We start from the raw sequence: 25,450 nt of genomic DNA on the forward strand, positions 1-25,450 counted from the left end.
CCGCTCGCCACCGCAGGAACCAAGATGACTTCCCCCGACTCGCTCAATCAAGCCATTTCCGACGCTTACGATGAAACGCCGTATACGTCGAATGCGTTTCCCATCTGCGCCCCCGGGCATCTGCACGCGGTTGCGCACCTTTACGGTCTGAATGCTCCCGCCCCAGAGACGGCACGCGTGCTGGAGCTGGGCTGTGCGGCTGGCGGAAATCTGTTGCCCTTTGTCCTGGCCAACCCTGGAGCCCGAGCGGTCGGCGTCGACCTATCCCCGCAGCAAATCGCCGCGGGCAAGGCTATGGTAGATGCAATGGGTCTGGACAATCTGGAACTGCGCGCGATGAGTATTACCGACATCGACGCAAGCTTCGGCAAGTTCGACTACATCATCTGTCACGGCGTCTTCAGTTGGGTACCGCCCGAAGTCCGGGAAGCGATTCTCCGCGTCTGCCGTGAAAATCTGTCCGCAGACGGCATCGCTTATGTCAGTTACAACACCTATCCGGGTTGGAAGGCGTCCGATGTGGTACGCGACGCTATGCTGCTCAACAGTTTTGCCGCCAACACTCCCCAGGAAAAATTGACGCGCGCCAAGGAAATGCTGAGCCTGCTCGAAAATGGCTTGTGGGCAGGCAACTCCATGAAAGGGGCGCTGAGCTATGCCGCCCAGCAACTGTCCAAACAAACCGACTACTACCTAACGCATGAGTATCTGGAAGCCATCAACTCCCCCTGCTACTTCCTGGAGTTCGTCGCAGCCATCCAGCAAGCGGGCCTGGCCTACCTGACTGACGCCGAGCCGCAAGCCACGTTCCCTTCCACTTTTGGCGAGAATGTCGCCAATCACTTGGCAGTGCTCTCAGTCGAGACCACCCGTGAGATGCGCGAGCAATATCTGGATTTCGCCATGGGCAGGCAGTTCCGCAAAAGTCTGCTGGTTCATGCCGATCGTGCCGCCGCCGCGCTGGAGAATCCCGAAGGCACTAAGTTCGCGGACATGCACTTCGCCGCGAAGCTCCAGTCGCAACCCTCATCAAAGCCGTCAGAACGGGCATACCAGGCCTCCGGCGGCGGCACAATCACCACCGAGAGTCCGGCGTTGATTGCCATCCTCGAGACATTCCGCGAGGCCTGGCCCGCATCCGTCCCATATGCGCGGCTTGCCGAGGTAGTGGCCATCAACACGCCAGACATGAGTGACGAAGCCAGGGACTCTGCCCTACTGAATAGTCTGATACTGCTTATCGGCGCTAGCGCCCTGCACTATCGACTTGCCCCGGTCCCATACTCGGCCAACGGCACCAAGCCCCAGCTGATACCGGGGGCCTTAGCAATCCTGACTGCGATCGAGGCCAGAACTTCCCAAGTCGGTATGCACAATTTGTGGCACCAGACTGTCAATCCAGGCACCGACAGCCTTGCGCGATTTGTAACGCCGCGCCTGGACGGAACCCGCAGCATGCTGGAGCTACGCACCGAACTGCGCGATGCGCTGCACGCCGGCCATGTTGAACATCCGCAGGGCAGGCCGGTCAAAGGCGTGCGGAATCTCGAACCTGTGGCTCAAGAGCTACTACAGGCGATGTTAGCCTCACTCAAGAACAGTGGGCTGATGCTGCGCTGAACAGCCTCCGGAAGTTGGTGCCGGCTGCGAAAGTTCCAGGCAGCCGTCACTGCCCGTATCCGTCAGCCTCGAGCAACAACTGGCCGGTTCACAGCCAAGCACCTCCAAAAGGCTCTTTTCATTTTTTTGATCTTCGCCGCCTAAAGAATATCTGGCCCATGCCGTAATCCTGGCAACGGAAGAGATATGGCAACTACGCCAGCCTCTCCACCCGTTACAGTTGGGCGGCCTAGCTGCCCGGTTTGAAGAAGCCTTTCTCTCCTTGGGAGCCTAAACATGGCTGCAGTCATCAATACCAACTACTTGTCGCTCGTTGCTCAGAACAACCTGAACAAGTCCCAATCCGCCCTGGGTACCGCCATTGAGCGCCTGTCGTCGGGCCTGCGCATCAACAGCGCCAAGGACGACGCCGCCGGTATGGCCATTGCCAACCGCTTCACCGCAAACGTCAAGGGTCTGACCCAAGCCGCCCGCAATGCCAACGACGGCATCTCGCTGGCCCAGACGACCGAAGGCGCCGCTGGCGAAATCAACACCCACCTGCAGCGCGTACGCGAACTGTCGGTGCAAGCCTCGAACGGCAGCTACTCGCAAGAACAGCTGAACTCGATGCAAGACGAAATCAACCAGCGTCTGTCGGACATCGACCGCATCTCGCAACAAACCGACTTCAACGGCGTGAAGGTTCTGTCGGGTTCGGCCAAGCCTCTGACGCTGCAAGTCGGCGCCAATGACGGCGAAACGATCACGGTCAACCTGTCGGAAATCAGCGTCAAGACGCTGGGTCTGGATGGCTTCAATGTGAATGGCAAGGGTGTTGTGCAAAACCGCACCGCCACCATCAACGACATCAGCAACCCCGGCAACTCGACCAACATCAGCAACAACCCGCCGACCTACGACGTTCAGACGAAGAACACGCAGGCCACCGCTGCTGACGTGCTGGGCAAGGTCACCAACGGCAACACCGTCGCCGTCAAGAATGCAGGCGTCACGACCACCTACACCTACGACGCTGCCAGCGACAAGTTCACTTTCACGAACAAGGACGCCACGGTTGCCGACAAGGCCACCGGCTTGACCTTCGCCAAAGCCCAGGGCCTCGTTCCGAGCAACGGCACCGTAACCGGTACCTTCTCGAACAAGGGTGGCGCTTCGGTCGACTTCGAAATGGACTCGGCTGGCAATATCACGATCGGCGGAAAGGCTGCCTACGTTGAGGGCGGAGCACTGACGACCAACAAGGTTGCCGCTGCTGCACAAGCTTCGGTGGGTGACCTGTTCGCTACCGCCGGCGCGGGCGCTGCCAATGATGTCACCATCGACCTGGGCGGCAAGAGCTACAAGTCGACCGGCACGGCCAGCACCGTGTCCTGGCAAGATACCGCCAGCCGTGCTCAAGTGCTGTCGGCTATCGCTGCCGCTGGAGCCGCAGGTGACTCGACCACGGTTCAAATGGGTTCCGGCGTGGCTACGGCCAACGTCACGATCGATGTCAACGCCGGCACGATCAAGGGCGGCACCGCCACCGCGCAATTGTATGTGGACTCGAAGGGCGAACTGACCGACGTCGCGTCCTACAAGACCCGCTACCAGGTGGATCAAACCACTGGTGTGGTCACGGCAATTGCTGGCGGTACCATCACCGGCGGTGCGCGCAACGGACAGGAAACGCTGGCTGCCGACCAAATCGGCAAGCAGGCTTACACCGATGCCAAGGGCAACCTGACGCTGGAAAAGACTTCCGCAGGCGACAAGACTACCGACCCGATGAAGACCCTGGACGCTGCCTTCACCAAGCTGGACAAGCTGACGGGTGAACTGGGTGCCGTGCAGAACCGTCTGGAATCGACGATCGCCAACCTGAACAACGTCGTGAACAACCTGTCGTCGGCTCGCTCGCGTATTCAAGACGCGGACTACGCCACGGAAGTGTCGAACATGTCGAAGGCTCAGATCCTCCAGCAAGCTGGTACCTCGGTTCTGGCGCAAGCCAACCAAGTGCCGCAAACCGTTCTGTCGCTGCTGCGTTAATCACGCCGCAACGCCTGACGGTCGGGCAGACGCAGGGCCCCGCAAGGCCCTGCCCTCCCGATACCGACCGAGGGCCCTCACGCCCTCGTCGAGACCAACAAGCCGGCATACGCCGGCTTGTTTCTTTTCGGGGGATGCGTGACTTACTCCTCCCGCCAGCCCCGCCGTCCCTTACCGGCATGGCGGCGCAGCCGCGCAAGGCGGTTGCGGGCGTGTCGCTGACCCTCTCGTCGTCCGAGTCCCAATCAAGCCCATTTTTTTCAGACTATTCCCCTTTTTCACTTCTTCCGATTGCCTCATACTCGCGCTTGCACGTTTTTGTATCTATATTTTTCACAAGATGACCGCGACGCCTCCCGATCCACTCGCTACGCAGCACGGCAGCACCACGGATCCCGATACCCAGGCGCCGATGGACGAGCAGACCTTGCGTCTGCGCGAAGAGAACCGCGCTCTGCGTGAATTGCTAGTTGCGCAGGCGCAGGCCACTCCCCCACCACAGGAACCCGGTCCGCTGCGGCGGCTGTTCTGGTGGCTGATTTCCGCGCCTGGCGCCGCGCTGGTCAGCTGGCGCGCCCTGGTGGGACGCGAAGACGCGCGGCCGATTACCGGCAAACGTGTCGGCTATGCCACATTGACCGTGCTCTACACGCTGGCGATCTACGGCGCGCTGGTGCTGTTGGTGGTTTCGTGGAGTTCACCGAACACGACCGTTTCCGGCGCCACGGCTGCCGGTCCGGTACGAGTCCCCCTGACGCCCGCTCCACCTCCGCACACAGAACCCGCGCTCAGTCAGCAACAACTGACGCCTGCGGCGGCGCCAGTACCCGTTCCGGGTTCCGATCCCGGTCCAGGTTCGAATTCGGGTTCGGACTCGGCAGAACCCCAGTCTAGATCCCACTCCGCCTCAGAGCCCACGTCTGCCGAATCTCAATCTGCCCCCCCTGCGCAGCCCGAGCACGCAACGGCGCCGCGCGCGGCAGCAAGCACGACGGACGAGGCGGACGCCACTCCCAGGTCCACCCTGCGTGTAACCGAGATACCCGCAGAAGACCCCATGGCCTGGGTCGACGAGCTGAAGAGCGAGCTGGCGCGTTGTGCAACGCTCGGTTTCTTTGAACGCCCCGACTGTTCCTGGGCCGCGCGCACGCAATTCTGCGAGCCTAATCGCGCCTGGGGCACCGTCAAGGAATGTCCTACCCGGCCGTGAGGCGCCAGGGCTTGCATATTGGGCCAGTACGAGTCCGGCAGAAGCACGCAATGACAAGGAACATCCCCCAGGCAGGGCTAACGTGTTGCTGGATCCGGGTATCGCCGTCGCTGCATGAATATCAGGTTACGCAGCCACGAATTCCGTGCATTGCGCCGCCGTCCACGCGATAATCCACTGTCGGCCTGAATCACCATCCACACACTAGGACACCCCGAGCATGGACGCATCGATCAGCAACACCGTCAATAACGCCCTGGCTTTGCAGGACGCGAATGTCATGCAGGAAGTGCAGGCCCGCGTGCTGAAGAAAGCCATCAATGCGCAAGCGGATACCGCCCTGACGCTGATGCAATCCCTGCCCGCGCTGGCCGTGGACGCGACACTGGGTTCGCGCATCGATACGCACGCCTGAACGTCACACCCAAGCGCACAAGAAAAAGCGCCGGTCCCTGTCCAGGGCCGGCGCTTTTGCTTTGCACGGGCGGCATGGCCGCCGCGCCTCTTACTTCTTCTTCATCGGCGGCAAGTCGGTGCAGACGCCTTCGGCGACTTCGGCAGCCATGCCCACCGATTCACCCAGGGTCGGGTGCGGGTGGATGGTCTTGGCGATGTCGACGACGTCGGCGCCCATCTCCACGGCCAGGGCCAGTTCGCTGATCAGGTCGCCGGCGTGGGTGCCGACGATGCTGCCGCCCAGGATGCGATGCGTTTCAGCGTCAAAGATGAGCTTGGTGAAGCCTTCGTCGCGGCCATTGGCGATGGCGCGGCCGGAGGCGGCCCAGGGGAACACGCCCTTCTCGATCTTGATGCCCTGCTTCTTGGCCTCGTCTTCGGTCAAGCCGACCCAGGCCACTTCCGGATCGGTGTAGGCCACCGACGGAATGACGCGGGCGTCGAAGAAGGACTTCTGGCCTGCGGCGGCTTCGGCGGCGACGTGGCCTTCGTGCACGGCCTTGTGCGCCAGCATGGGCTGGCCGACGATGTCGCCGATGGCGTAGATGTGCGGCACGTTGGTGCGCATCTGGCGATCGACCTCGATGAAGCCGCGGTCGGTCACGGCAATGCCAGCCTTGTCAGCGCCGATTTTCTTGCCGTTGGGGCTGCGGCCCACTGCCTGGAGAACCAGGTCGTAGCGCTGCGGCTCCTTGGGCGCGCCTTCGCCCTCGAAGCTGACGTAGATGCCATCCTTCTTGGCTTCGGCGCCCACGGTCTTGGTCTTCAACATGATGTTGTCGAAGCGGTAGGCGTTCTTCTTCTGCCATACCTTGACCAGGTCGCGGTCGGCGCCCTGCATCAGGCCGTCCAGCATTTCGACCACGTCCAGGCGCGCACCCAGCGTGGAGTACACCGTGCCCATTTCCAGGCCGATGATGCCGCCGCCGATGATGAGCATCTTCTTGGGGACTTCACGCAGCAGCAAGGCGCCGGTGGAGTCGACGATGCGGTCGTCCTGGGGCAGGAACGGCAGCTTCACCGACTGGCTGCCGGCGGCGATGATGGCCTGCTTGAAGCGCAGGGTCTGGGTCTTGCCGTCGGCGGCCTTGACGATCAGGTGGTTGGCGTCGGCGAACTCGCCCACGCCATGCACCACGGTGACCTTGCGCGCCTTGGCCATGCCGGCCAGGCCACCGGTCAGCTTGGCGACCACGCTGTCCTTGTAGCCGCGCAGCTTGTCCAGGTCGATCTTGGGCTCGCCGAAGCTGATGCCGTGGGCGGCCAGTTCGCGGGCTTCGTCGATGACGGCGGCGTTGTGCAGCAGCGCCTTGGACGGAATGCAGCCGACGTTCAGGCAGACGCCGCCCAGCGTGTCGTAGCGTTCCACCAGGACCACGGACAGGCCCAGGTCGGCGGCGCGGAAGGCGGCGGAGTAGCCGCCGGGGCCGGCGCCCAGCACCAGCATGTCGTACTCGCCGTCGGCCGAGCCCTTGAAGCTGGCCGCGGCGGGCGCGGCGGCAGGCGCCGCGGCAGCCTGCTTGGGCGCCTCGGCGGCCTTGGGGGCTTCCTTGGCGGCAGGCGCGGCGGCGGCTGCGGCACCCGCTGCAGCTTCCACTTCCAGCACGACCGTGCCTTCGGCGACCTTGTCGCCGACCTTCACGTTGATGGACTTCACCACGCCGCCCTGCGACGCGGGGATTTCCATGGAGGCCTTGTCGGACTCGACGGTGATCAGGCTTTGTTCAGCCTTGATCGTGTCGCCCACCGCCACCAGCACTTCGATGACTTCCACTTCCTTGAAGTCGCCGATGTCCGGCACTTTGATTTGAACGGTATTGCTCATGGGGCTCCCCGTTTACAGCGCGATGCGGCGGAAGTCGGCCAGCAAGGCGCCCAGATAGGCGTTGAAGCGCGCGGCGGAGGCGCCGTCGATGACGCGGTGGTCGTACGACAGCGACAGCGGCACGATCAGGCGCGGCACGAACTGCTTGCCGTCCCACACGGGCTTGTGCGCGGAGCGCGACACGCCCAGGATCGCCACTTCAGGGGCGTTGATGATGGGCGTGAACGAGGTGCCGCCGATGCCGCCCAGGGACGAGATCGAGAAGCAGCCGCCCTGCATTTCGGCGGGCGAGATCTTGCCGTCGCGCGCCTTCTTGGACAGGTCGGTCATTTCCTGGGCGATCTGCAGGATGCCCTTCTTGTCGGCATCGCGGATCACCGGCACTACCAGCCCGTTGGGCGTGTCGGCGGCGAAGCCGATGTGGTAGTACTGCTTGAGCACCAGGTTGTCGCCGTCCAGCGAGGCGTTGAACTCGGGGAACTTCTTCAGGGCCGCGACCACGGCCTTGATCAGGAAGGCCAGCATCGTGACCTTGATGCCCGACTTCTCGTTTTCCTTGTTCAGCGTGACGCGCAGCGCTTCCAGGTCGGTGATGTCCGCTTCGTCGTTGTTGGTGACGTGCGGGATCATGACCCAGTTGCGGTGCAGGTTCGCGCCGGAGATCTTCTTGATGCGCGACAGCGGCTTGGCTTCGATCGGGCCGAACTTGGTGAAGTCGACCTTGGGCCACGGCAACAGGCCCAGCGCGGCGCCATCGGCCGAACCGCCCGTGGCGGCCACCGGACCGGCGGCGAGCGCCTGCTTGACGAAGCCGCGCACGTCGTCGGCGGTGATGCGGTCCTTGGGACCGGAGCCCTTGACCTTGCTCAGGTTGACGCCCAGTTCGCGCGCGAACTTGCGCACCGAGGGCGACGCGTGCGGCAGCTGGCCCGGCTTGAGGTTGGCGTCTTCGAGCGCGGCGGCCGGAGCCGGACGCTGCGCGGCAGGCGCCGGCGCTTCGGTCTTGGCGGCGGGCGCGGCAGCGGCTTCCGCCTTGGCGGCAGGAGCCGGGGCCGCGGCGGCAGCGGCGGCGGGCGCGGCGCCCTCCACCACGACCACGACCGAGCCCTTGGCGACCTTGTCGCCGACCTTGACCTTCACTTCCTTGACCACGCCGCCTTGCGAGGCGGGGATTTCCATCGAGGCCTTGTCGGACTCGACGGTGATCAGGCTTTGCTCGGCCTTGATGGTGTCGCCCACGGCGACCATGACTTCGATGACTTCGACTTCCTTGAAGTCGCCGATGTCGGGCACTTCGATGTTCACCGGACCGCTGGAGGCGGCCGGCGCAGCGGCGGCAGCGGCCGGCTGCGCGGCAGCCTTGGCTTCGGCCTTGGGAGCCTCTTCCTTGGCCGGCGCGGCCGCGGGGGCCGCAGCTTCGCCCGCGCCCGACGCTTCCACTTCCAGCACGACCGTGCCTTCGGCAACCTTGTCGCCCACCTTGACGCTGATCGACTTCACCACGCCGCCTTGCGACGCGGGGATCTCCATCGAGGCCTTGTCGGATTCGACGGTGATCAGGCTTTGTTCGGCCTTGATCGTGTCGCCCACCGCCACCAGCACTTCGATGACTTCCACTTCCTTGAAGTCGCCGATGTCGGGAACCTTGATTTGCACGATGTTGCTCATGTCTCTTTACCCTCAGGCGTATTGCGGGTTGGCTTTGTTCGGATTGATGCCGTACTTCTTGATGGCTTCAGCCACCTTGGCAACCGGCACCTTGCCTTCGTCGGCCAGCGCGCGCAGCGCGGCGACCACGACGAAGTGGCGGTCCACCTCGAAGTGCTCGCGCAGCTTCGAGCGGAAATCCGAGCGGCCGAAACCGTCGGTGCCCAGCACCTTGTATTCGCGGCCCTTGGGCACGAACGGGCGGATCTGGTCGGCGAAGAGCTTCATGTAGTCGGTCGACGCGATGATCGGGCCTTCCGTCTTGGCCAGCTGTTCCGTGACGTAAGCCACCTGCGGCTTCTTTTCGTCGGGGTGCAGCATGTTGTGGCGTTCGGCGTCCAGGCCGTTGCGGCGCAGTTCCGTGAAGCTGGTGACGCTCCAGAGGTCCGAAGCCACGCCCCAGTCGGCTTCCAGCAGTTCTTGCGCGGCCATGACTTCGCGCAGGATGGTGCCCGAGCCCATCAGCTGCACGCGGTTCTTGCCCTTGCCGTGCGACTTGAGCTTGTACATGCCCTTGATGATGCCTTCCTCGTCGCCCTGGGTCAGACCGGGCTGCGGGTAGTTTTCGTTCATCACCGTCAGGTAGTAGTAGACGTTTTCCTGGTCTTCCACCATGCGCTTCAAGCCATGCTGGATGATCACGGCCAGTTCGTGGCCGAAGGTCGGGTCGTACGAGACGCAGTTCGGGATGGTGGACGCCAGGATGTGGCTGTGGCCGTCTTCGTGCTGCAGGCCTTCGCCGTTGAGCGTGGTGCGCCCGGCGGTGCCGCCCAGGAGGAAGCCGCGCGCCTGCATGTCGCCGGCCGCCCAGGCCAGGTCGCCGATGCGCTGGAACCCGAACATCGAGTAGTAGATGAAGAACGGGATCATGATGCGGTTGTTCGAGGAGTACGACGTGGCCGCCGCAATCCAGGAGCTCATCGCGCCCGCTTCGTTGATGCCTTCCTGCAGGAGCTGGCCGTCGGCCGCTTCCTTGTAATACATGACCTGGTCCTTGTCGACCGGGGTGTACTTCTGGCCTTCCGGCGCGTAGATGCCGATCTGGCGGAACAGGCCTTCCATGCCGAAGGTACGCGATTCGTCGGCCAGGATCGGCACGACGCGCGGACCCAGTTCCTTGTCGCGCAGCACCTGGTTCAGGATACGCACGAAGGCTTGGGTGGTGGAGATTTCACGGCCTTCGGCGGTGGGTTCCAGCACGGCCTTGAAGGCGTCCAGGGCCGGGGCCTTGAGATGTTCGTCGGCCTTGGCGCGGCGGCGCGGCAGATAGCCGCCCAGCGCGGCGCGGCGCTCGTGCAGGTACTTCATTTCGGGCGAGTCTTCGGCCGGCTTGAAGTACGGCAGGTCGGCCAGCTGGTCGTCCGGAATGGGGATGCCGAAACGGTCGCGGAATTCGCGGATCGAGTCCAGCTCCAGCTTCTTCTGCTGGTGGGTCGGGTTCTTGGCCTGGCCGACGTGGCCCATGCCGTAGCCCTTGATGGTCTTGGCCAGGATGACGGTGGGCTGGCCCTCGTGGGTGGCGGCGGCGTTGAACGCGGCGTACACCTTGTGCGGGTCATGGCCGCCGCGGTTCAGGCGCCAGATGTCTTCGTCGCTCATGCGCGACACGGCTTCCAGCAGCTTCGGATGCTTGCCGAAGAAGTGTTCGCGCACGAACTTGCCGTCGTTGGCCTTGTACGCCTGGTACTCGCCGTCGACGGTGTCTTCCATGATCTTGCGCAGGATGCCTTCCTTGTCGTGCGCCAGCAGCGGATCCCAGTAGCCGCCCCAGATCAGCTTGATCACGTTCCAGCCCGAGCCGCGGAAGTCGCCTTCGAGTTCCTGGATGATCTTGCCGTTGCCGCGCACCGGACCGTCCAGGCGCTGCAGGTTGCAGTTGATGACGAAGATCAGGTTGTCCAGCTTTTCGCGGGCAGCCAGGGCAATGGCGCCCAGCGATTCGGGTTCGTCCATTTCGCCGTCGCCGCAGAACACCCAGACCTTGCGCTTGCTGGTGTCGGCGATGCCGCGGGCGTGCAGGTACTTCAGGAAGCGGGCCTGGTAGATGGCCATCAGCGGGCCCAGGCCCATCGACACCGTCGGGAACTGCCAGAACTCCGGCATCAGCTTCGGATGCGGGTACGAGGACAGACCCTTGCCGTCCACTTCCTGGCGGAAGTGGTTCAGCTGGTCTTCGGTCAGGCGGCCTTCGAGGTAGGCGCGGCCGTACATGCCGGGCGAGGTGTGGCCCTGGAAGTAGACCAGGTCGCCGCCGTGGTTTTCGTCTTCGGCGTGCCAGAAGTGGTTCTGGCCGCAGCCGATCATGGTGGCCAGCGAGGCGAAGGAGGCGATGTGGCCGCCCAGGTCGCCGCCGTCCGGCGGGTTGTGCTTGTTGGCCTTGACCACCATGGCCATGGCGTTCCAGCGCACGTACGAGCGGATGCGCGATTCCAGCTCCAGGTTGCCCGGGTGGGCCGGCTCCAGGCCGGGGGGAATCGTGTTGACGTAGGCGGTGTTGGGCGAGAACGGGATATGCGCGCCGGAACGGCGGGCTTCGTCGATCAGGCGTTCGAGCAGATAGTGGGCGCGCTGCGGTCCTTCACGATCAAGGACAGCCGCCAGGGCTTCGAGCCACTCCTGGGTTTCAAGGGTGTCTTCGTCGTTGGCAGCCTGTACGGCGCCAGCCTGGGCGTAAGAGGACATCGTGTGTCTCCTGTTGGATTGTTCGTGACCGCACCCGCTTACTTATCTACTCGCGGACCTTGCATGGTAGCCGGGATCATCCGGGCTACCATGCAAGGCATGGGGTCGGGTTGTTCTAGAGACCTGCTACTGGGTCGGTTCCCTATCAGCGGGCATTCTAAGAAAGAAGGTTAACCGGTCGCAAGCAAAATTTCATGTTGCGGTACGGCATTTCATAATACGAAAAATTTAAAGCAAGCTGAACGCTTTGGCGTCATACTTTTACCCAGGGACTCCAAAAGGACGAGTCGATTCCCGGCAAATCCCTGCCAACACGCACTAAAATGCGCGGTCTATCCGGCCCGAATTCCATGTCCAGCGCGCCCAAGTCCAATATTCCTACGCCATTCCACGATCACGCCCGCACTCGCCGACGCGGGGTGTACTGGGTCACGCCAGCCATGGTGCTGATCCTCTATATCTGTGTGATGGCGGTGTTCTTCTGGCTGCAACGCATCCATGACGACAGCGTCATGTTTGTCACCATCGACCAGGAAATGCGCCAGCAGCGCCTGATCTGGGTGGTGCTGGCCCTGTCCTGTGTGATCGTCATCAGCCTGCTGATGCTGTGGCGCTATACCCGTTTCCGCTCGGCGGCCGAAGCCGCCCTGATCGCCGAGACGGGCTTCCGCCGCGCCATGGAGAACTCCATGTCCACCGGCATGCGGGTGCTGGACATGGAAGGCCGCATCGCCTACGTGAATCCGGCCTTCTGCCGCATGATCGGTTGGAACGAGGCCGACCTGATCGGCCGCAGCCCGCCCTTCCCTTATTGGGTGCCGGGTCGCCACGAACAGCATCAGCACACCCTGGACGTGCTGATGTCCGGCAAGACGCCCAGCAGCGGCCTGGAGGTCGAGGCGCAGCGCCGCGACGGTTCGCGTTTCACGGCGCGGATGTACGTGTCCCCGCTGCTGGACCCGAACGGCAACCAGATCGGCTGGATGACCTCCATGACCGACATCACCGAGCCCAAGCGCATCCGCGAGGCCCTGACCGCCGCGCACGAACGCTTCATGACGGTGCTGGAAGGCCTGGACGACGCCATCTCGGTCACCGCCGACACCCACGACGGCCTGGAGCTGCTGTTCGCCAACCGCACCTACCGCCGCGTGTTCGGCGCGCAGACCGGCGGCCACGACGAGCTGCTGGCCGGCCGCCGCGGCCGCTTCACCGACGAATCCGTCGAAGTCTTCGCGCCCTCGGTTCAGCGCTGGTTCGAAGTGCACCACCGCATGCTGGCCTGGACCGACGGCCGCCGCGTGCGCATGCAGGTGGCGCGCGACATCACCGAGCGCCGCGTGCACGAGGAAGCCTCGCGCGTGCAGCAGGAAAAGATCCAGCTCACCAGCCGCCTGACCACCATGGGCGAAATGGCCTCCTCGCTGGCGCATGAACTGAACCAGCCGCTGACCGCCATCGCCAACTACAGCATGGGCGCGGTCGCCCTGGTCAAGGCCGGCCACACCAGCCCCAACATGCTGCTGCCGGCCCTGGAAAAGGCCGCCTCGCAGGCCGAGCGCGCCGGCAAGATCATCAGCCGCATCCGCGAATTCGTGAAGCGCAGCGAGCCCCGCCGCCAGCGCGTGACCATCAGCCGGATCGTCGACAATGCCATCGGCTTCGCCGAGATCGACGCCCGCAAGCGCCGCATCCGCATCGACCGCTTTGTGCCGTCGAACGCGCCGGACGTGCTGGCCGACCCCATCCTGATCGAGCAGGTGCTGTTGAACCTGCTGAAGAACGGGCTGGAGGCCATGGAAAACAGCGAATCCGACGAACTCAAGGTCGCCGTGATCCTGCACGAACAGCACATCGAGGTCGCGGTCGTGGACCGCGGCCACGGCCTGGCCGAACCCGAACGCCTGTTCGAACCCTTCTTCAGCACCAAGACCCAGGGCCTGGGCATGGGGCTGAACATCTGCCGTACCATTATTGAATCGCACCATGGCCGCTTGTGGGCGGATCCCAATCCCGCCGGCGGCACCATTTTCCGCTTTACCCTGCCCTGCGCTGCACCCCAGTCGCAGGCCCAGAACGATCAGTCCGAGGAGTTGCACGCATGAACACGCCCCACCTGTCGAGCACGGTTTTCATTGTTGACGACGACGAAGCGGTCCGCGATTCGCTGCGCTGGCTATTGGAGGCCAATGGCTATCGCGTTCGCGCCTACGCCAGCGGCGAGTCCTTCCTGGAAGACTACGACGCCAGCCAGATCGGCGTGCTGATCGCCGACGTGCGCATGCCCGGCATGAGCGGCCTGGAACTGCAGGAACAGTTGATCGCCCGCAATGCCCCGCTGCCCATCGTGTTCATCACCGGCCACGGCGACGTGCCGATGGCCGTGTCCACCATGAAGAAAGGCGCGGTCGACTTCCTGGAAAAGCCGTTCAATGAATCCGATTTGCGCGAGATCGTGGCGCGCATGCTGGAGCAGGCCACGCAGCGCGTGAGCAAGCACCAGGCCCAGAAAGACCACGAAGCCATGCTGGCGCGCCTGACCGCGCGCGAGCAGCAGGTGCTGGAGCGCATCGTCGCGGGCCGCTTGAACAAGCAGATCGCCGACGACCTGGGCATCAGCATCAAGACCGTAGAGGCGCACCGCGCCAACATCATGGAAAAACTTGAAGTGACCACCGTAGCTGATTTGATGAAAGTGGCCTTGGCCAAACCCGAGGCGACGGCATGAGCCGCCGGGCCGATCCCAAGGCGAATACCGCAGCGCGTAGCGCGGAGGCCGCCGAATGACTGCAAGGATTATCGACGGCGCGGCCCTGTCGGCGCGCATTCGCGAAGAAGCTGCCCAACGCGTTGCGGCCCTGGCCGCCAAGGGTACCCGCCCCGGCCTGGCCGTGGTGCTGGTGGGTGAAGACCCCGCTTCCCAGGTGTACGTCCGCAATAAGGTGGCGGCCTGCGAAAAGGCCGGCCTGCATTCCGTCAAGGAACAGTACCCCGCGGACATGACCGAGGCCGAGCTGCTGGCCCGCATCGCCATCCTGAACCAGGACCCGACCATCCACGGCATCCTGGTGCAGTTGCCGCTGCCCAAGCACATGGACTCCCACAAGGTCATCGAAGCCATCGCGGCCGAGAAGGACGTGGACGGCTTCCATATCAGCAACGCCGGCCTGCTCATGACCGGCCAGCCCCTGTTCCGCCCCTGCACGCCCTATGGCGTGATGAAGATGCTGGAATCGGAAGGCGTGACGCTGCGTGGCGCCGAAGCCGTGATCGTGGGCGCGAGCAACATCGTCGGCAAGCCCATGGCGATGCTGCTGCTGCAGGCCGGCGCCACCATCACCATCTGCAATTCCAAGACGCGCGACCTGGCGGCCCAGACCCGCCGCGCCGACGTGCTGGTGGTCGCCACCGGCAAGCCCGGCATGATCGACGGTTCGATGATCAAGCCCGGCGCAGTCGTCATCGACGTGGGCATCAACCGCGGCGCTGACGGCAAGCTGTGCGGCGACGTGGACTTCGCCTCGGCCAAGGAAGTGGCGGGCGCCATCACCCCCGTTCCGGGCGGCGTGGGTCCCATGACCATCGCCATGCTGCTGGTCAACACCATCGAAGCCGCGGAACGCGCCGCAGGCTGATACTTTGCATGTCATGGGCGCGGCGCGGGAGTTCTTCTGCCAGAACTCCCGCGCCGCGCCCATCGCACTTGCATTCCGGGGAATCGCCCCAAACTGATTCTTGTCCCTATTCCCGCCGCTACCGCCATGTCCCAGAATCCCCTGCTCGCCCCTGTTTCCGACCTCGTCGACTATGCGGCCGTCAAACCCGGACACATCGTGCCGGCAGTCGAGGAGCTGCTGGGCATCGCCCGCCTGGCCGTGGACCGCGCCGCCGACCCTGCGCTGGCGCCCACCTGGGAAGCCGTGGTTGAACCGCTGGATACCGCCTCGGAACGCCTGTGGCGCGCCTGGTCGGTCGCGGGCCACCTGAATGCCGTGGTCAACACCCCGGAGCTGCGCGAAGCGTATAACGCCGCCCTGCCCCTGGTGACCGAATTCTCCACCTGGGTTGGCCTGCACGAAGGCCTGTACAAGCAGTACCAGCGCCTGGCCGCCGCCCCCGATTTCGCGTCCTGGACGCCGGTGCGCCGCCGCATCGTGGAAATGGCCCTGCGCGACTTCCGCCTGAGCGGCGTGGAGCTGCAAGGCGCCGACCGCGAACGCTACGCCGCCATTTCCGACCGCGAGGCCCAGGCCTCGCAGAAATTCTCCGAAAACGTGCTGGACTCGATCGACGCCTGGTCGCTGCTGGTCGAGGACGAGGCCCGCCTGGCAGGCATTCCGGCCGACGTGCGGGCCGCCGCCCGCGCCGCGGCCGAGGAAGACGGCAAGCCGGGCTGGAAGCTGACGCTGAAGATGCCGTGCTACCTGCCCGTGATGCAGTATGCCCAGGACCGTACGCTGCGCGAAGCGCTGTACCGCGGCTACGGCACCGTGGCGTCGGAACACGGCGATGGCAAGTTCGACAATTCGCCGCTCATCGAAGAGCTGCTGTCCCTGCGCGCCGAAGAAGCCGGCCTGCTCGGCCTGGGCACCTTCGCCGCGCTGCGCCTGCAAACGCGCATGGCGCGCGACGCGCAGGAAGTCACCGTATTCCTGCGCGACCTGGCCGCGCGCGCCAAGCCCTACGCCCAGCGCGACCTGGCGGAGCTGAAAGCCTACGCCACCGGCGAGCTGGGCCTGGACGACCTGCAGCCCTGGGACGTGGCCTACGCTTCCGAGCGCCTGCGCGAATCGCGCTATGCCTATTCCGAAGACGAGGTGAAGCAGTATTTCACCGAACCACGCGTGCTGTCCGGCCTGTTCGAGGTCATCGAGACCCTGTTCGACGTGCGCCTGGCGGAAACGCCCGTCTCGTCCTGGCATGGCGACGTGCGCGGCGTGCGCGTGGAAAGCCCCAAGGGCGAACTCATTGGTTATCTGTACCTGGACCTGTACGCCCGCGCCGGCAAGCAGAGCGGCGCCTGGGTCGACAGCGAACGCACGCGCCGCGTCGTGGCTGGCAAGGTGCAGACGCCCATCGCCTACCTGACCTGCAATTTCTCGCGCCCCAACGGCGACAAGCCGGCCGTCCTGACGCATGACGACGTCATCACGCTGTTCCATGAAACCGGCCATGCGCTGCACGCCCTGCTGTCCGAAGTGGACGAACCCGGCGCCGCGGCCTTCGCCAGCGTCGAATGGGACGCCATCGAACTGCCCTCGCAGTTCATGGAGAACTTCTGCTGGGAATGGGCGGTGGTGCAGAAGCTGTCCGCCCACGTCGACACGGGCGAGCCCCTGCCGCGCGCACTGTATGACCGCCTGGTCGCCGCCCGCAATTACCAGAGCGGCATGCAGACCGTGCGCCAGATCGAGTTCGCGCTGTTCGACATGCTGATGCATGACCGCGCCCAGGGCGCGTCGATTGCCGAAGTGCTGGCCCTGCTGCAGGAAGTGCGCCAGGAAGTGGCCGTGCTGTTCCCGCCCGCCTGGCACCGCCTGCCGCACGCCTTCTCGCATCTGTTCGCGGGCGGCTACGGCGCGGGCTATTACAGCTACAAGTGGGCGGAGGTGCTATCGGCCGACGCCTACGAAGCCTTCGAAGAGGCGGCGGCGCGCCAGGCCGGCAACGCGCTGGGCACGCTGGATCCCGAAACGGGCGCACGCTTCCGCCGCGAGGTGCTGGCCGTGGGCGGATCGCGCCCGGCGGCAGAGTCCTTCGCCGCCTTCCGCGGGCGCGCGCCGCGCATCGACGCCCTGCTGCGCCATAGCGGCATGACGCCTGCCTGAGCGTCCGCGCCTCCGCGCGCAATCCGACGGCCCGCCCTGGCGGGCCGTTTTCTATGCCGCGGCGGAATCGTCCACCGGCCGGCGCGCCGACATCACCAGCCAGCGCCCGTGCACGGACTGGTCGGAACCGGCCTGCTTCCAGTAGCGACGGCTTTCCTCATCCTGCGCCTGCTTGAGCCTGCGGCCGTAGTAGAGCCGCGACGGCACGGCCAGCACATGCTCCGCCATGCGCTTGGGCTTGTTCTCGTCCACGTCGTGCAAGGTGATGTCGGTGTAACCGTAGTGCTTGAACAGCAGATGCAGCTGCGGAAAGCTCCACGGAAAGTACGTGACGTAATCCTCGCCACGCTGCCGTCCGACCATGGGCCGGAACCCCGAATGAAAGCCGCGCAGCAGGAACTGCAGGCGCGAACGGAAGTACCAGGTGTTGGGCGTGGTGACGATCAGCGTGCCGCCCGGCCGCAGCGCGCGATAAAAGCTCTGCATCAGCACGCCGGGGTTGGTCAGCAAATGGATCGCCTCGCAGCAGACCACGGCATCGTAGGCAGCGGCAACCGTCAATGGCGTTTCCAGGTCGTGCTCCGCCACCTGGCGGTAGCCGCCGTCCGCCGGCGGAAACTCCCACAGACCCACGCCATCGATATCGACCTGCCGGCCGCTGGCGGCGGGCAGCATGTCGCCCAGCCAGCCCAATCCGCAAGGCGCGTCCAGCACCGAATCCGCCAGGCGGCTGCGCAGGATGTCGAGCACGACGGGGTAGTACGGATAGTAGGGATAGCCCAAGGAATTCCTGACCGGCATGTCCATATGTGGCGCCTCTAGCTCTTGAAATCTGACACGGCCCTGAATGTAGCGGCAGCCATGGCACCCGGTCTGGAGAATTCGCCACTTCCAAACAATAACTAGACAAAGCTTTACAAGTGGACGGGGCGGCCCCGCGGCTTGCGCCAGGACAAGCCGCCCCCAAGTTGGCGTCCCTTGCCCGCTGCGCCCTGCCCGCGGCTTGCGGGTAGAATCAAAAGGTTTACCCCCTACCGGCCCTTGGACTCATGCGACACCTCATTTCCGGCCGCGCCCTGCGCAGCCTGCTGCTGACCCTGTGCGTGTTTCTCGCTGCCTGCGGCGACAGGAACGTCGATTGGACCCTGTACAACGTGAAGGGGCACCTGCCCGACCTTAAGTTCTCCCTGCCTGGCGCAGGCGGCAAGATGGTCAGCAGCGACGATTTGAAGGGCAAGACCGTGCTGCTGTTCTTCGGCTACGCCAGCTGCCCGGACGTCTGCCCCACCACCATGGCGCAGTTGACGGCCGTGCTGCAGAACCTGGGCGACAAGGCCCGCGACGTGCGCATCCTGTTCGTCAGCGTGGACCCGCACCGCGACACGCCGGACATCCTGCAGGCCTACGTCAACGCCTTCAACAACAACGCCATCGGCGTGACCGGCGATGAAAAGCAGATCGCCGACCTGGCGCGCCGCTACCGCGTGGCCTACCAGATCGAGAAGCCGCGCCCCGGGGACGACGCCGATATGTACGAAGTCACGCACAGCCGCGGCGTGTATATATTCGACAAGGACGGCAAGGCGCGCTTGCTGGCTTCGGATACCGACAGCATCGAGGCCATGACCAAGGACGTGCGCCAGTTGATCGACCTGACTTCCTGAGCGCCAGCAGGGCGCGATGTTGCCCGCGCGCCCCATACACCAGTTGTTACAGCCGCTGTGCGCGGGGCGTGAGTATCATCTAGCCACACTGCCCCCTTTTACTTCCAGCAAGGAGTACGCGCATGAGCATAATCATCATGATCATCGTCGGGTTCGTCGTGGGCCTGATCGCCCGCGCCATCATGCCCGGAGACCAGAACATGGGGATCATCATGACCACCATCCTGGGTATCGTCGGTTCGGTCGTCGCCGGCTTCCTGGGCCAATCGCTGGGCTGGTACGCGCCGGGCGAACCCGCTGGGTGGATCGGATCGGTCGTCGGCGCGATCGTCGTGCTGTTCGTGGTTGGCCTGATCGCCAAAAAACGCGCCTGACGTTCTGCTGGACCTGAAATGAAAACGGGCCGATCGAAAGATCGGCCCGTTTTTTTTCGCCTGCCCTTACTGCTGCTGGGCCTGCGCGGTCGCCGTGCGTTCGGTCCAGCCGCCGCCCAGCACCTTGTACAGGGTGACGAGATTGGACAGCCTGGCCCGGCGCGTATCCACCAGCGCCTGCTGCGCGGTGTACAGCGAACGCTGCGAATCCAGCACGCTCAGGTAGTCGTCGATACCCTGGCGGAAACGCTGGTCCGACGCGTCGTAGGCGCGCTGGTTGGCGGCTACCAGAAGCCGCTGCGCCTGGATTTGCTCGTCCAGGGTGCCGCGTCCGGCCAGGGCGTCCGCCACTTCGCGGAACCCCGTCTGGATCGACTTCTCGTACTGCGCGACCTGGATGTTCTTCTGCACCTTGGCCAGATCCAGGCCGGCAAGCAGCGAGCCGCCCGCGAAGATCGGCACGGTGATCTGGGGCACGAAGCTCCAGGCGCCCGAGCCGCCTTCGAACAGCCCGCCCAGGCTGGCGCTGGCGGTGCCGGCCGAGCCCGTCAGGCTGATGGTCGGGAAGAAGGCGGCGCGCGCCGCGCCGATATTGGCGTTGGCGCCCTTCAACTGGTGCTCGGCCGCGCGGATGTCCGGGCGGCGGGCCAGCAGATCCGACGGAAGGCCGGCGGGCAAGGTGGTCGGCAGCATGCCATCGTCGAGCTGGACGGCGTTGTCCAGCGCCGCCGTCAGCTCGGGCGACAGCGGCTGGCCCACCAGCAGGACCAGCGCATTGCGGTCCTGCGCGGCCTGGCGCGTGTATTGCGACAGGTTGCGCTCGGCGGTGCGCAGCGACACTTCCGCCTGGCTCAGGTCCAGCGCCGTGGACAGGCCCTGGTCGTAGCTCTGCTGCGTGAGCTTGAAGGAATCCTGCTGGCTCTTGAGCGTGTCGCGCGTCAGGCCGACGAGTTCCTGGTCGGCGCGCAGGGTCAGGTAGGCATTGGCCACTTCGGCGATCAGCGTCAGCTGGGTCGCAGTGCGGGTTTCATCCAGCGCCAGATAGGATTCCAGCGCCTTGTCGCTCAGGCTGCGGATGCGGCCGAACAGATCCAGCTCCCAGGCCGACATGGCGGCGCCGACCTGGTAGCTGTGGCTGGTGGTGGCGCGGCCGCTGGCCGACAAGTCGGCCGGCGAGCGCTGGGCAGATTCCTGGCCGGCGATGCCGATGCTGGGCATCAGGTCGGCGCGCTGGATGCGGTACTGGGCGCGCGCCGCCTCGACGTTCAGGGCCGCCACGCGCAGGTCGCGGTTGTTCGCCAAGGACTGTTCGATCAGCTGTTGCAGCAGCGGATCCGAGCCGAAGAAATCGCGCCAGCCGATATCGGCCGTCATCAGGCCGCCCGCGTCCGCGGGCTGGGCCGCCTGGTAGGACGGACCCGTGGGATAGGCCGCATCGATCGGCGCGTCCGGCCGTTCGTAGGTGGGGGCCAGCGAGCAGCCCGCCAGGGCCGCCGCCAGGGAAACAGACAGCAAGGTTCTCATCGGGAATGTCATTGCGGTTGGCCCTCCGTCGAGACGCCCTGCGTGCCGTTGGCGCTGGTGTCGTGCTCGTCGACGTTTTCGCTCATGCGCTTGACCTTGAAGACGCGCAGCATGATCACGAAGAAGGCCGGAACAAAGAAGATCGCCAGGAAGGTGCCGGTCAGCATGCCGCCGATCACGCCCGTGCCGATGGCGTTCTGGCTGCCCGAGCCCGCCCCCGACGAGATCGCCAGCGGCGTCACGCCCAGGATGAACGCCAGCGACGTCATCAGGATGGGACGCAGGCGCTGCCGCGCGGCGTGGATGGCCGATTCCGTCAGGCTGGCGCCATGCTCGTAGTGCTCCTTGGCGAACTCCACGATCAGGATGGCGTTCTTGGCCGCGAGACCGATGGTTGTGAGCAGGCCCACCTGGAAGTACACGTCGTTGGACAAGCCCCGCATCATGGTGGCGAGCAAGGCCCCGATGATGCCCAACGGCACCACCAGCATCACCGCCGACGGGATGGTCCAGCTTTCGTACAGCGCAGCCAGGCACAGGAACACCACGATCAGCGAAATCGCGTAGAGCGCGGGCGCCTGGGCGCCGGACAGGCGTTCTTCGAACGACAGCCCGGTCCATTCAAAGCCCACGCCCACCGGCAACTTGCTCGCCAGGCGTTCCATTTCCTCCATGGCCGCGCCCGAGCTGTAGCCCGGCGCCGCCTGGCCCTGGATGTTGTACGACGGCACGCCGTTATAGCGGTTCAGCTTTTGCGGGCCGTAGCTCCAGGTGGCCTTGGCGAAGGCCGAGAACGGCACCATGTCGCCCTCTTTGTTGCGCACGTACCATTTGTTCAGGTCTTCCGGCAGCATGCGCGACGACGCCTCGCCCTGCGCGAACACCTTCTTCACGCGGCCGCGGTCGATGAAGTCGTTGACGTACGACGAACCCCAGGCCGTGGCCAGCGTGCTGTTGATGTCCGAGACGGCCACGCCCAGGGCGCGCGCCTTCTCGCGGTCGATGTCCAGCTGATACTGCGGCGCGTCTTCGATGCCGTTGGGGCGCACGCCCTGCAGGACCGGACTCTTGGCGGCTTCGCCCAGCAGCTGGTTGCGCGCGGCAAGCAGCCGCTCATGGCCCACGCCCGCGCGGTCCATCAACTGGAAGTCGAAGCCGGTGACGTTGCCCAGTTCCATCACGGACGGCGGCGGCACCACGAACAATTGCGCACGGCGCTCCGTCTTGCGGAAGTGCGCGTTGGCCCGTCCCGCCACGGCGCCGGCCTTCAGACGCGCGTCGCCGCGTTCTTCCCAGTCGCGCAGCTTGATGAACAGGATGGACGCGTTCTGGCCGCGGCCGCCGAAGTTGAAGCCGTTGACGGCGAACACCGAGGTGACGGCGTCCTTTTCCTCGGTCAGCAGATACTTGGTGGCGTCGTCGATGACGGCCTTGGTGCTTTCCGCCGTCGCGCCGGCAGGCGTCTGGATCTGGGCGAACAGAATGCCCTGGTCCTCGTCCGGCAGGAACGCGGTCGGGATGCGGGTGAACATCCAGCCCATGGCGATAACCAGCGCCAGGTACACCACCATCAGGCGTTTGGTGCGGTTCAGGCCGCGTGCGACGGTATTGGCATAGCCGTGGCTGCTGCGGTCGAACGCGCGGTTGAACCAGCCGAAGAAACCCTTCTTGGAACCATGATGGCCCTTGGGGATGGGCTTGAGCAAGGTCGCGCACAAGGCCGGCGTGAACACGATGGCCACGATCACCGACAGCACCATGGAGGACACGATGGTGATGGAGAACTGGCGGTAGATCACGCCCGTGGAACCGCCGAAGAAGGCCATGGGAATGAACACCGCCGCCAGCACCATGGCGATGCCGATCAGGGCGCCGGTGATCTGCGACATGGACTTGCGGGTGGCCTGCTTGGGCGACAAGCCCTCTTCGGCCATCACGCGTTCGACGTTTTCCACCACCACGATGGCGTCGTCCACCAGCAGGCCGATGGCCAGCACCATGCCGAACATGGTCAGCGTATTGATGGAATAACCGAACGCCGCCAGCACGCCGAACGTGCCCAACAGCACCACCGGCACCGCCAGGGTGGGAATGATGGTGGCGCGGAAGTTCTGCAGGAACAGGTACATCACCAGGAAGACCAGGATGATGGCCTCGATCAGCGTCTTGAACACCTCGTGGATCGACAGGCTGACGAACGGCGTGGTGTCGTACGGATAGACGACGTCCATGCCCGGCGGGAAGTAAGGCTTCAGGTTGTTGATGGTGTCGCGCACCGCCTGGGCCGTATCCAGCGCGTTGGCGCCCGGCGCCAGCTTGACCGCCAGACCCGAGGCCGGCTTGCCGTTGTAGAAGCTGTCGATGGCGTAGGTCTGCCCGCCCAGTTCGATGGTGGACACGTCGCCCAGGCGCACTTGCGAGCCGTCGGCGTTGACCTTGAGCAGGATGCGGCCGAAGTCTTCCGCCTTCTCCAGGCGCGACGGCCCGATGATGGTGGCGTTCAGTTGCTGGCCGCGCACGGACGGCAGGCCGCCCAGCTGGCCGGACGACACCTGCACGTTCTGTTCCTTGATCGCCGCCACCACGTCGACCGTGGTCAGGCCGTAGTTGACGAGCTTGGCGGGATCCAGCCAGATGCGCATCGCGTACTGCGAGCCGAACAGCTGGAAGTCGCCCACGCCCTGCGTGCGGCTGATGGGATCCTGGACATAGGAGGCGACATAGTCGGCCAGGTCGTCCTTGGTCATCGAGCCGTCGGTGGACACGAAGCCCGCCACGATCAGGAAGTTCTTGGTGGCCTTGGTGACGCGAATGCCCTGCTGCTGCACTTCCTGCGGCAAAAGCGGCTGCGCCAGCGACAGCTTGTTCTGCACCTGGACCTGCGCGGTATCAGGGTTGGTGCCCTGCGTGAAGGTCAGGGTGATGGACATGCTGCCGTCGGAGTTGCTTTCCGAGGAGATGTACTGCAGGCCGTCCAGGCCGTTCATCTGCTGCTCGATCACCTGCACCACGGTGTCCTGCACGGTCTGCGCGGAAGCGCCCGGGTAGGTCACCGCAATGCCGATGGCTGGCGGCGCGATGTTGGGGTATTGGGAGACCGGCAGCTTCAGGATGGACAGCGCGCCGGCCATCATCAGCACGATCGCGATCACCCATGCGAAGACCGGTCTATCGATAAAAAACTTTGCCATGCAAGGCTCCTGACTACTACTGCTTGGCCGCCGCGGCGGCTGCTTGCGGCTGCTGCGCCGGCTGCGCGGCGCTGGCTTCGGTGGCGACGACTTCAGCCCCCGGACGCACCATCTGCAGACCTTCCACGATGACCTTGTCGCCGGCGGCCAGGCCGTCGGTGACCAGCCACTTGTCGCCGATGGCGCGGTCGGTCTTCAGTTCACGCAGTTCTACCTGGTTCTTGGCGTTGACCACCAGCGCCGTCGGGACGCCGCGCTGGTTGCGCGTCACGCCGCGCTGCGGCACCAGCAGGCCGTCGGCGGCCACGCCGTCGGCCAGGCGGGCGCGCACGAACATGCCCGGCAACAGGCGGCGTTCCGGATTGGGGAACACCGCGCGCAAGGTGACCGAGCCCGTGCCCTGGTCCACCGTGACTTCGGAGAACTGCAGCTTGCCCGGCTGGGCGTACTGCGAGCCGTCTTCCAGGGTCAGCGTCACCAGCGCGGCCTGCTCGCCGTCGGCCTTCTTCAGCAGGCCGCTGGCCAGCGCGTTCTGCAGGCGCAGCAGCTGGACGCTGGATTGGGTCACGTCGACGTAGATGGGATCGATCTGCTGCACCGCGGCCAGGGCGGTGGTCTGGTTGGCCGTGACCAGCGCGCCTTCGGTCACCGCCGAACGGCCGATGATGCCGTCGATGGGCGACAGCACCTTGGTGTAGACCAGGTTGATGCGCGCCGTGTCCAGCGCCGCCTTGGCCGACAGCACGTCGGCGGCGGCCTGATCGCGCGAGGCGACGGCGTTGTCATAGGTCTGCTGGCTGACCGCGCGGGTGGCGACCAGCGGCTTGTAGCGCTCGGCCAGCAGCGCGGCCGTCTTTTGCTGCGCCTGGGCGCGCGCCAGGGCGGCCTTCTGGCTGTCCAGGCTGGCCTGGTAGAGCGCGGGATCGATCTGGTAGAGCTGCTGGCCCGCCTTGACCTCGCCGCCTTCGGTAAAGAGGCGCTTCTGGACGATGCCATTGACCTGGGGACGCACTTCGGCCACGCGGAACGGCGAGGTGCGGCCAGGCAGTTCAGTCGTCAGCGAAACGGGCTGCGTGGCAAGCGTCACTACCGTTACCTGGGGCTTGCCCGCCTGGGGAGCGTCTTGCTTCTTGCCGCAAGCGGCCAGCATGAGGGCCGATGCCGTCAGCGTGACGACTGCCGCGCTGCGCCACATAGCGCTTTTCTTATCCATAGATTGCATTCCCGATTTCAACAAAAAAAAAGCCCGCCCCGGATCGCGTAATGAGCGTTCCGTGCGCATCGATTGGGTGGATTTGCCTCGAACACGCAGGCTGGGCTTTGTCGCATTGCTGC

The 25,450-nt window shown here is 64.9% G+C and carries 17 protein-coding genes; 10 read left to right on the forward strand and 7 right to left on the reverse strand.

Annotated elements, in window-relative coordinates; translation table 11 throughout:
- The first annotated feature begins 24 nt into the window (after positions 1-24).
- The 4 genes from IAG39_RS18405 (at position 25) to IAG39_RS18420 (ending at position 5,279) form a co-directional block, all read left to right on the forward strand.
- Positions 25-1,620 (forward strand): methyltransferase regulatory domain-containing protein, encoded by a 1,596-nt coding sequence (locus IAG39_RS18405; protein WP_118934079.1) that lies wholly within the window; start codon positions 25-27, stop codon positions 1,618-1,620.
- A gap of 276 nt (positions 1,621-1,896) precedes the next feature.
- The gene (locus IAG39_RS18410) at positions 1,897-3,654 is read left to right on the forward strand and encodes a flagellin (protein ID WP_118934077.1); all 1,758 of its coding nucleotides are present in this window, start codon (positions 1,897-1,899) and stop codon (positions 3,652-3,654) included.
- A gap of 412 nt (positions 3,655-4,066) precedes the next feature.
- Positions 4,067-4,864: a hypothetical protein gene (locus tag IAG39_RS18415; RefSeq protein ID WP_223283473.1), complete on the forward strand. Its 798-nt coding sequence runs from the start codon at positions 4,067-4,069 to the stop codon at positions 4,862-4,864.
- A gap of 220 nt (positions 4,865-5,084) precedes the next feature.
- The gene (locus IAG39_RS18420) at positions 5,085-5,279 is read left to right on the forward strand and encodes a YjfB family protein (protein WP_118934073.1); all 195 of its coding nucleotides are present in this window, start codon (positions 5,085-5,087) and stop codon (positions 5,277-5,279) included.
- Between the two features lie 90 nt (positions 5,280-5,369).
- On the opposite strand, the gene lpdA is transcribed toward IAG39_RS18420, so the two are convergent.
- From lpdA to aceE, 3 genes are read right to left on the reverse strand one after another with little or no spacing between them, the layout of a single operon-like run.
- Positions 5,370-7,145: a dihydrolipoyl dehydrogenase gene (lpdA, locus tag IAG39_RS18425; RefSeq protein ID WP_118934071.1), complete on the reverse strand. Its 1,776-nt coding sequence runs from the start codon at positions 7,143-7,145 to the stop codon at positions 5,370-5,372.
- Positions 7,146-7,157: 12 nt separating this feature from the next.
- Positions 7,158-8,813, reverse strand: a complete 1,656-nt coding sequence (gene aceF / locus IAG39_RS18430; protein WP_187774049.1) for a dihydrolipoyllysine-residue acetyltransferase — start codon at positions 8,811-8,813, stop codon at positions 7,158-7,160.
- A gap of 12 nt (positions 8,814-8,825) precedes the next feature.
- On the reverse strand, positions 8,826-11,534 hold the full coding sequence (aceE, locus tag IAG39_RS18435; protein ID WP_118933567.1) for a pyruvate dehydrogenase (acetyl-transferring), homodimeric type: 2,709 nt from the start codon (positions 11,532-11,534) through the stop codon (positions 8,826-8,828).
- A gap of 350 nt (positions 11,535-11,884) precedes the next feature.
- On the opposite strand from aceE, the gene IAG39_RS18440 reads away from it, so the two are divergent.
- The 4 genes from IAG39_RS18440 (at position 11,885) to IAG39_RS18455 (ending at position 17,362) form a co-directional block, all read left to right on the forward strand.
- The gene (locus tag IAG39_RS18440) at positions 11,885-13,639 is read left to right on the forward strand and encodes a PAS domain S-box protein (protein ID WP_059374396.1); all 1,755 of its coding nucleotides are present in this window, start codon (positions 11,885-11,887) and stop codon (positions 13,637-13,639) included.
- Entirely contained in the window at positions 13,636-14,262 is a 627-nt protein-coding gene (locus IAG39_RS18445) for a response regulator transcription factor (RefSeq protein ID WP_054456641.1), read from the forward strand. Before IAG39_RS18440 ends, IAG39_RS18445 begins: the two co-directional genes overlap by 4 nt.
- Positions 14,263-14,317: 55 nt before the next feature.
- Positions 14,318-15,169 (forward strand): bifunctional methylenetetrahydrofolate dehydrogenase/methenyltetrahydrofolate cyclohydrolase FolD, encoded by an 852-nt coding sequence (gene folD, locus IAG39_RS18450; RefSeq protein ID WP_118933566.1) that lies wholly within the window; start codon positions 14,318-14,320, stop codon positions 15,167-15,169.
- Positions 15,170-15,295: 126 nt separating this feature from the next.
- Positions 15,296-17,362 carry a M3 family metallopeptidase gene (locus tag IAG39_RS18455; RefSeq protein ID WP_118933565.1) on the forward strand — a complete coding sequence of 689 codons (2,067 nt, stop codon included), beginning with the start codon at positions 15,296-15,298 and terminating at the stop codon, positions 17,360-17,362.
- Positions 17,363-17,413: 51 nt separating this feature from the next.
- Here the strand turns inward: IAG39_RS18455 and IAG39_RS18460 are convergent, their stop codons facing one another.
- Positions 17,414-18,169 (reverse strand): class I SAM-dependent methyltransferase, encoded by a 756-nt coding sequence (locus IAG39_RS18460; RefSeq protein WP_187524004.1) that lies wholly within the window; start codon positions 18,167-18,169, stop codon positions 17,414-17,416.
- 242 nt (positions 18,170-18,411) lie between these two features.
- Here IAG39_RS18460 and IAG39_RS18465 point away from each other — a divergent pair, with 242 nt between their 5' ends.
- Both IAG39_RS18465 and IAG39_RS18470 read left to right on the forward strand, forming a co-directional pair.
- Complete coding sequence (locus IAG39_RS18465; protein ID WP_059374390.1) at positions 18,412-19,026, forward strand: SCO family protein; 615 nt, start codon at positions 18,412-18,414, stop codon at positions 19,024-19,026.
- A 122-nt stretch (positions 19,027-19,148) separates the two neighbouring features.
- Positions 19,149-19,400 (forward strand): GlsB/YeaQ/YmgE family stress response membrane protein, encoded by a 252-nt coding sequence (locus tag IAG39_RS18470; protein ID WP_013393352.1) that lies wholly within the window; start codon positions 19,149-19,151, stop codon positions 19,398-19,400.
- 66 nt (positions 19,401-19,466) lie between these two features.
- On the opposite strand, the gene adeC is transcribed toward IAG39_RS18470, so the two are convergent.
- Genes adeC through IAG39_RS18485 form a run of 3 tightly spaced genes read right to left on the reverse strand, consistent with a single transcriptional unit; the run spans position 19,467 to position 25,328 of the window.
- Positions 19,467-20,936: an AdeC/AdeK/OprM family multidrug efflux complex outer membrane factor gene (gene adeC, locus IAG39_RS18475; RefSeq protein ID WP_059374389.1), complete on the reverse strand. Its 1,470-nt coding sequence runs from the start codon at positions 20,934-20,936 to the stop codon at positions 19,467-19,469.
- Complete coding sequence (locus IAG39_RS18480) at positions 20,933-24,115, reverse strand: efflux RND transporter permease subunit (protein WP_059374387.1); 3,183 nt, start codon at positions 24,113-24,115, stop codon at positions 20,933-20,935. The genes adeC and IAG39_RS18480 overlap by 4 nt, the downstream gene beginning before the upstream one ends.
- 16 nt (positions 24,116-24,131) lie before the next feature.
- On the reverse strand, positions 24,132-25,328 hold the full coding sequence (locus tag IAG39_RS18485) for an efflux RND transporter periplasmic adaptor subunit (RefSeq protein WP_059374384.1): 1,197 nt from the start codon (positions 25,326-25,328) through the stop codon (positions 24,132-24,134).
- Positions 25,329-25,450: the final 122 nt, after the last annotated feature.

The organism is Achromobacter xylosoxidans (assembly GCF_014490035.1).
GTDB classification, from domain to species: Bacteria; Pseudomonadota; Gammaproteobacteria; order Burkholderiales; family Burkholderiaceae_B; genus Achromobacter; species Achromobacter bronchisepticus_A.

Bases quoted from the DNA above. Each gene is read 5' to 3' on its own strand.
- adeC (WP_059374389.1), bottom strand. From the start codon at position 20,936: ATGACATTCCCGATGAGAACCTTGCTGTCTGTTTCCCTGGCGGCGGCC.
- IAG39_RS18465 (WP_059374390.1), top strand. From the start codon at position 18,412: ATGCGACACCTCATTTCCGGCCGCGCCCTGCGCAGCCTGCTGCTGACC.
- IAG39_RS18405 (WP_118934079.1), top strand. From the start codon at position 25: ATGACTTCCCCCGACTCGCTCAATCAAGCCATTTCCGACGCTTACGAT.
- IAG39_RS18455 (WP_118933565.1), top strand. From the start codon at position 15,296: ATGTCCCAGAATCCCCTGCTCGCCCCTGTTTCCGACCTCGTCGACTAT.
- IAG39_RS18480 (WP_059374387.1), bottom strand. From the start codon at position 24,115: ATGGCAAAGTTTTTTATCGATAGACCGGTCTTCGCATGGGTGATCGCG.
- aceF (WP_187774049.1), bottom strand. From the start codon at position 8,813: ATGAGCAACATCGTGCAAATCAAGGTTCCCGACATCGGCGACTTCAAG.
- IAG39_RS18420 (WP_118934073.1), top strand. From the start codon at position 5,085: ATGGACGCATCGATCAGCAACACCGTCAATAACGCCCTGGCTTTGCAG.
- folD (WP_118933566.1), top strand. From the start codon at position 14,318: ATGACTGCAAGGATTATCGACGGCGCGGCCCTGTCGGCGCGCATTCGC.
- IAG39_RS18485 (WP_059374384.1), bottom strand. From the start codon at position 25,328: ATGGATAAGAAAAGCGCTATGTGGCGCAGCGCGGCAGTCGTCACGCTG.
- IAG39_RS18410 (WP_118934077.1), top strand. From the start codon at position 1,897: ATGGCTGCAGTCATCAATACCAACTACTTGTCGCTCGTTGCTCAGAAC.
- lpdA (WP_118934071.1), bottom strand. From the start codon at position 7,145: ATGAGCAATACCGTTCAAATCAAAGTGCCGGACATCGGCGACTTCAAG.
- IAG39_RS18460 (WP_187524004.1), bottom strand. From the start codon at position 18,169: ATGGACATGCCGGTCAGGAATTCCTTGGGCTATCCCTACTATCCGTAC.
- aceE (WP_118933567.1), bottom strand. From the start codon at position 11,534: ATGTCCTCTTACGCCCAGGCTGGCGCCGTACAGGCTGCCAACGACGAA.
- IAG39_RS18445 (WP_054456641.1), top strand. From the start codon at position 13,636: ATGAACACGCCCCACCTGTCGAGCACGGTTTTCATTGTTGACGACGAC.
- IAG39_RS18470 (WP_013393352.1), top strand. From the start codon at position 19,149: ATGAGCATAATCATCATGATCATCGTCGGGTTCGTCGTGGGCCTGATC.
- IAG39_RS18440 (WP_059374396.1), top strand. From the start codon at position 11,885: ATGTCCAGCGCGCCCAAGTCCAATATTCCTACGCCATTCCACGATCAC.
- IAG39_RS18415 (WP_223283473.1), top strand. From the start codon at position 4,067: ATGGACGAGCAGACCTTGCGTCTGCGCGAAGAGAACCGCGCTCTGCGT.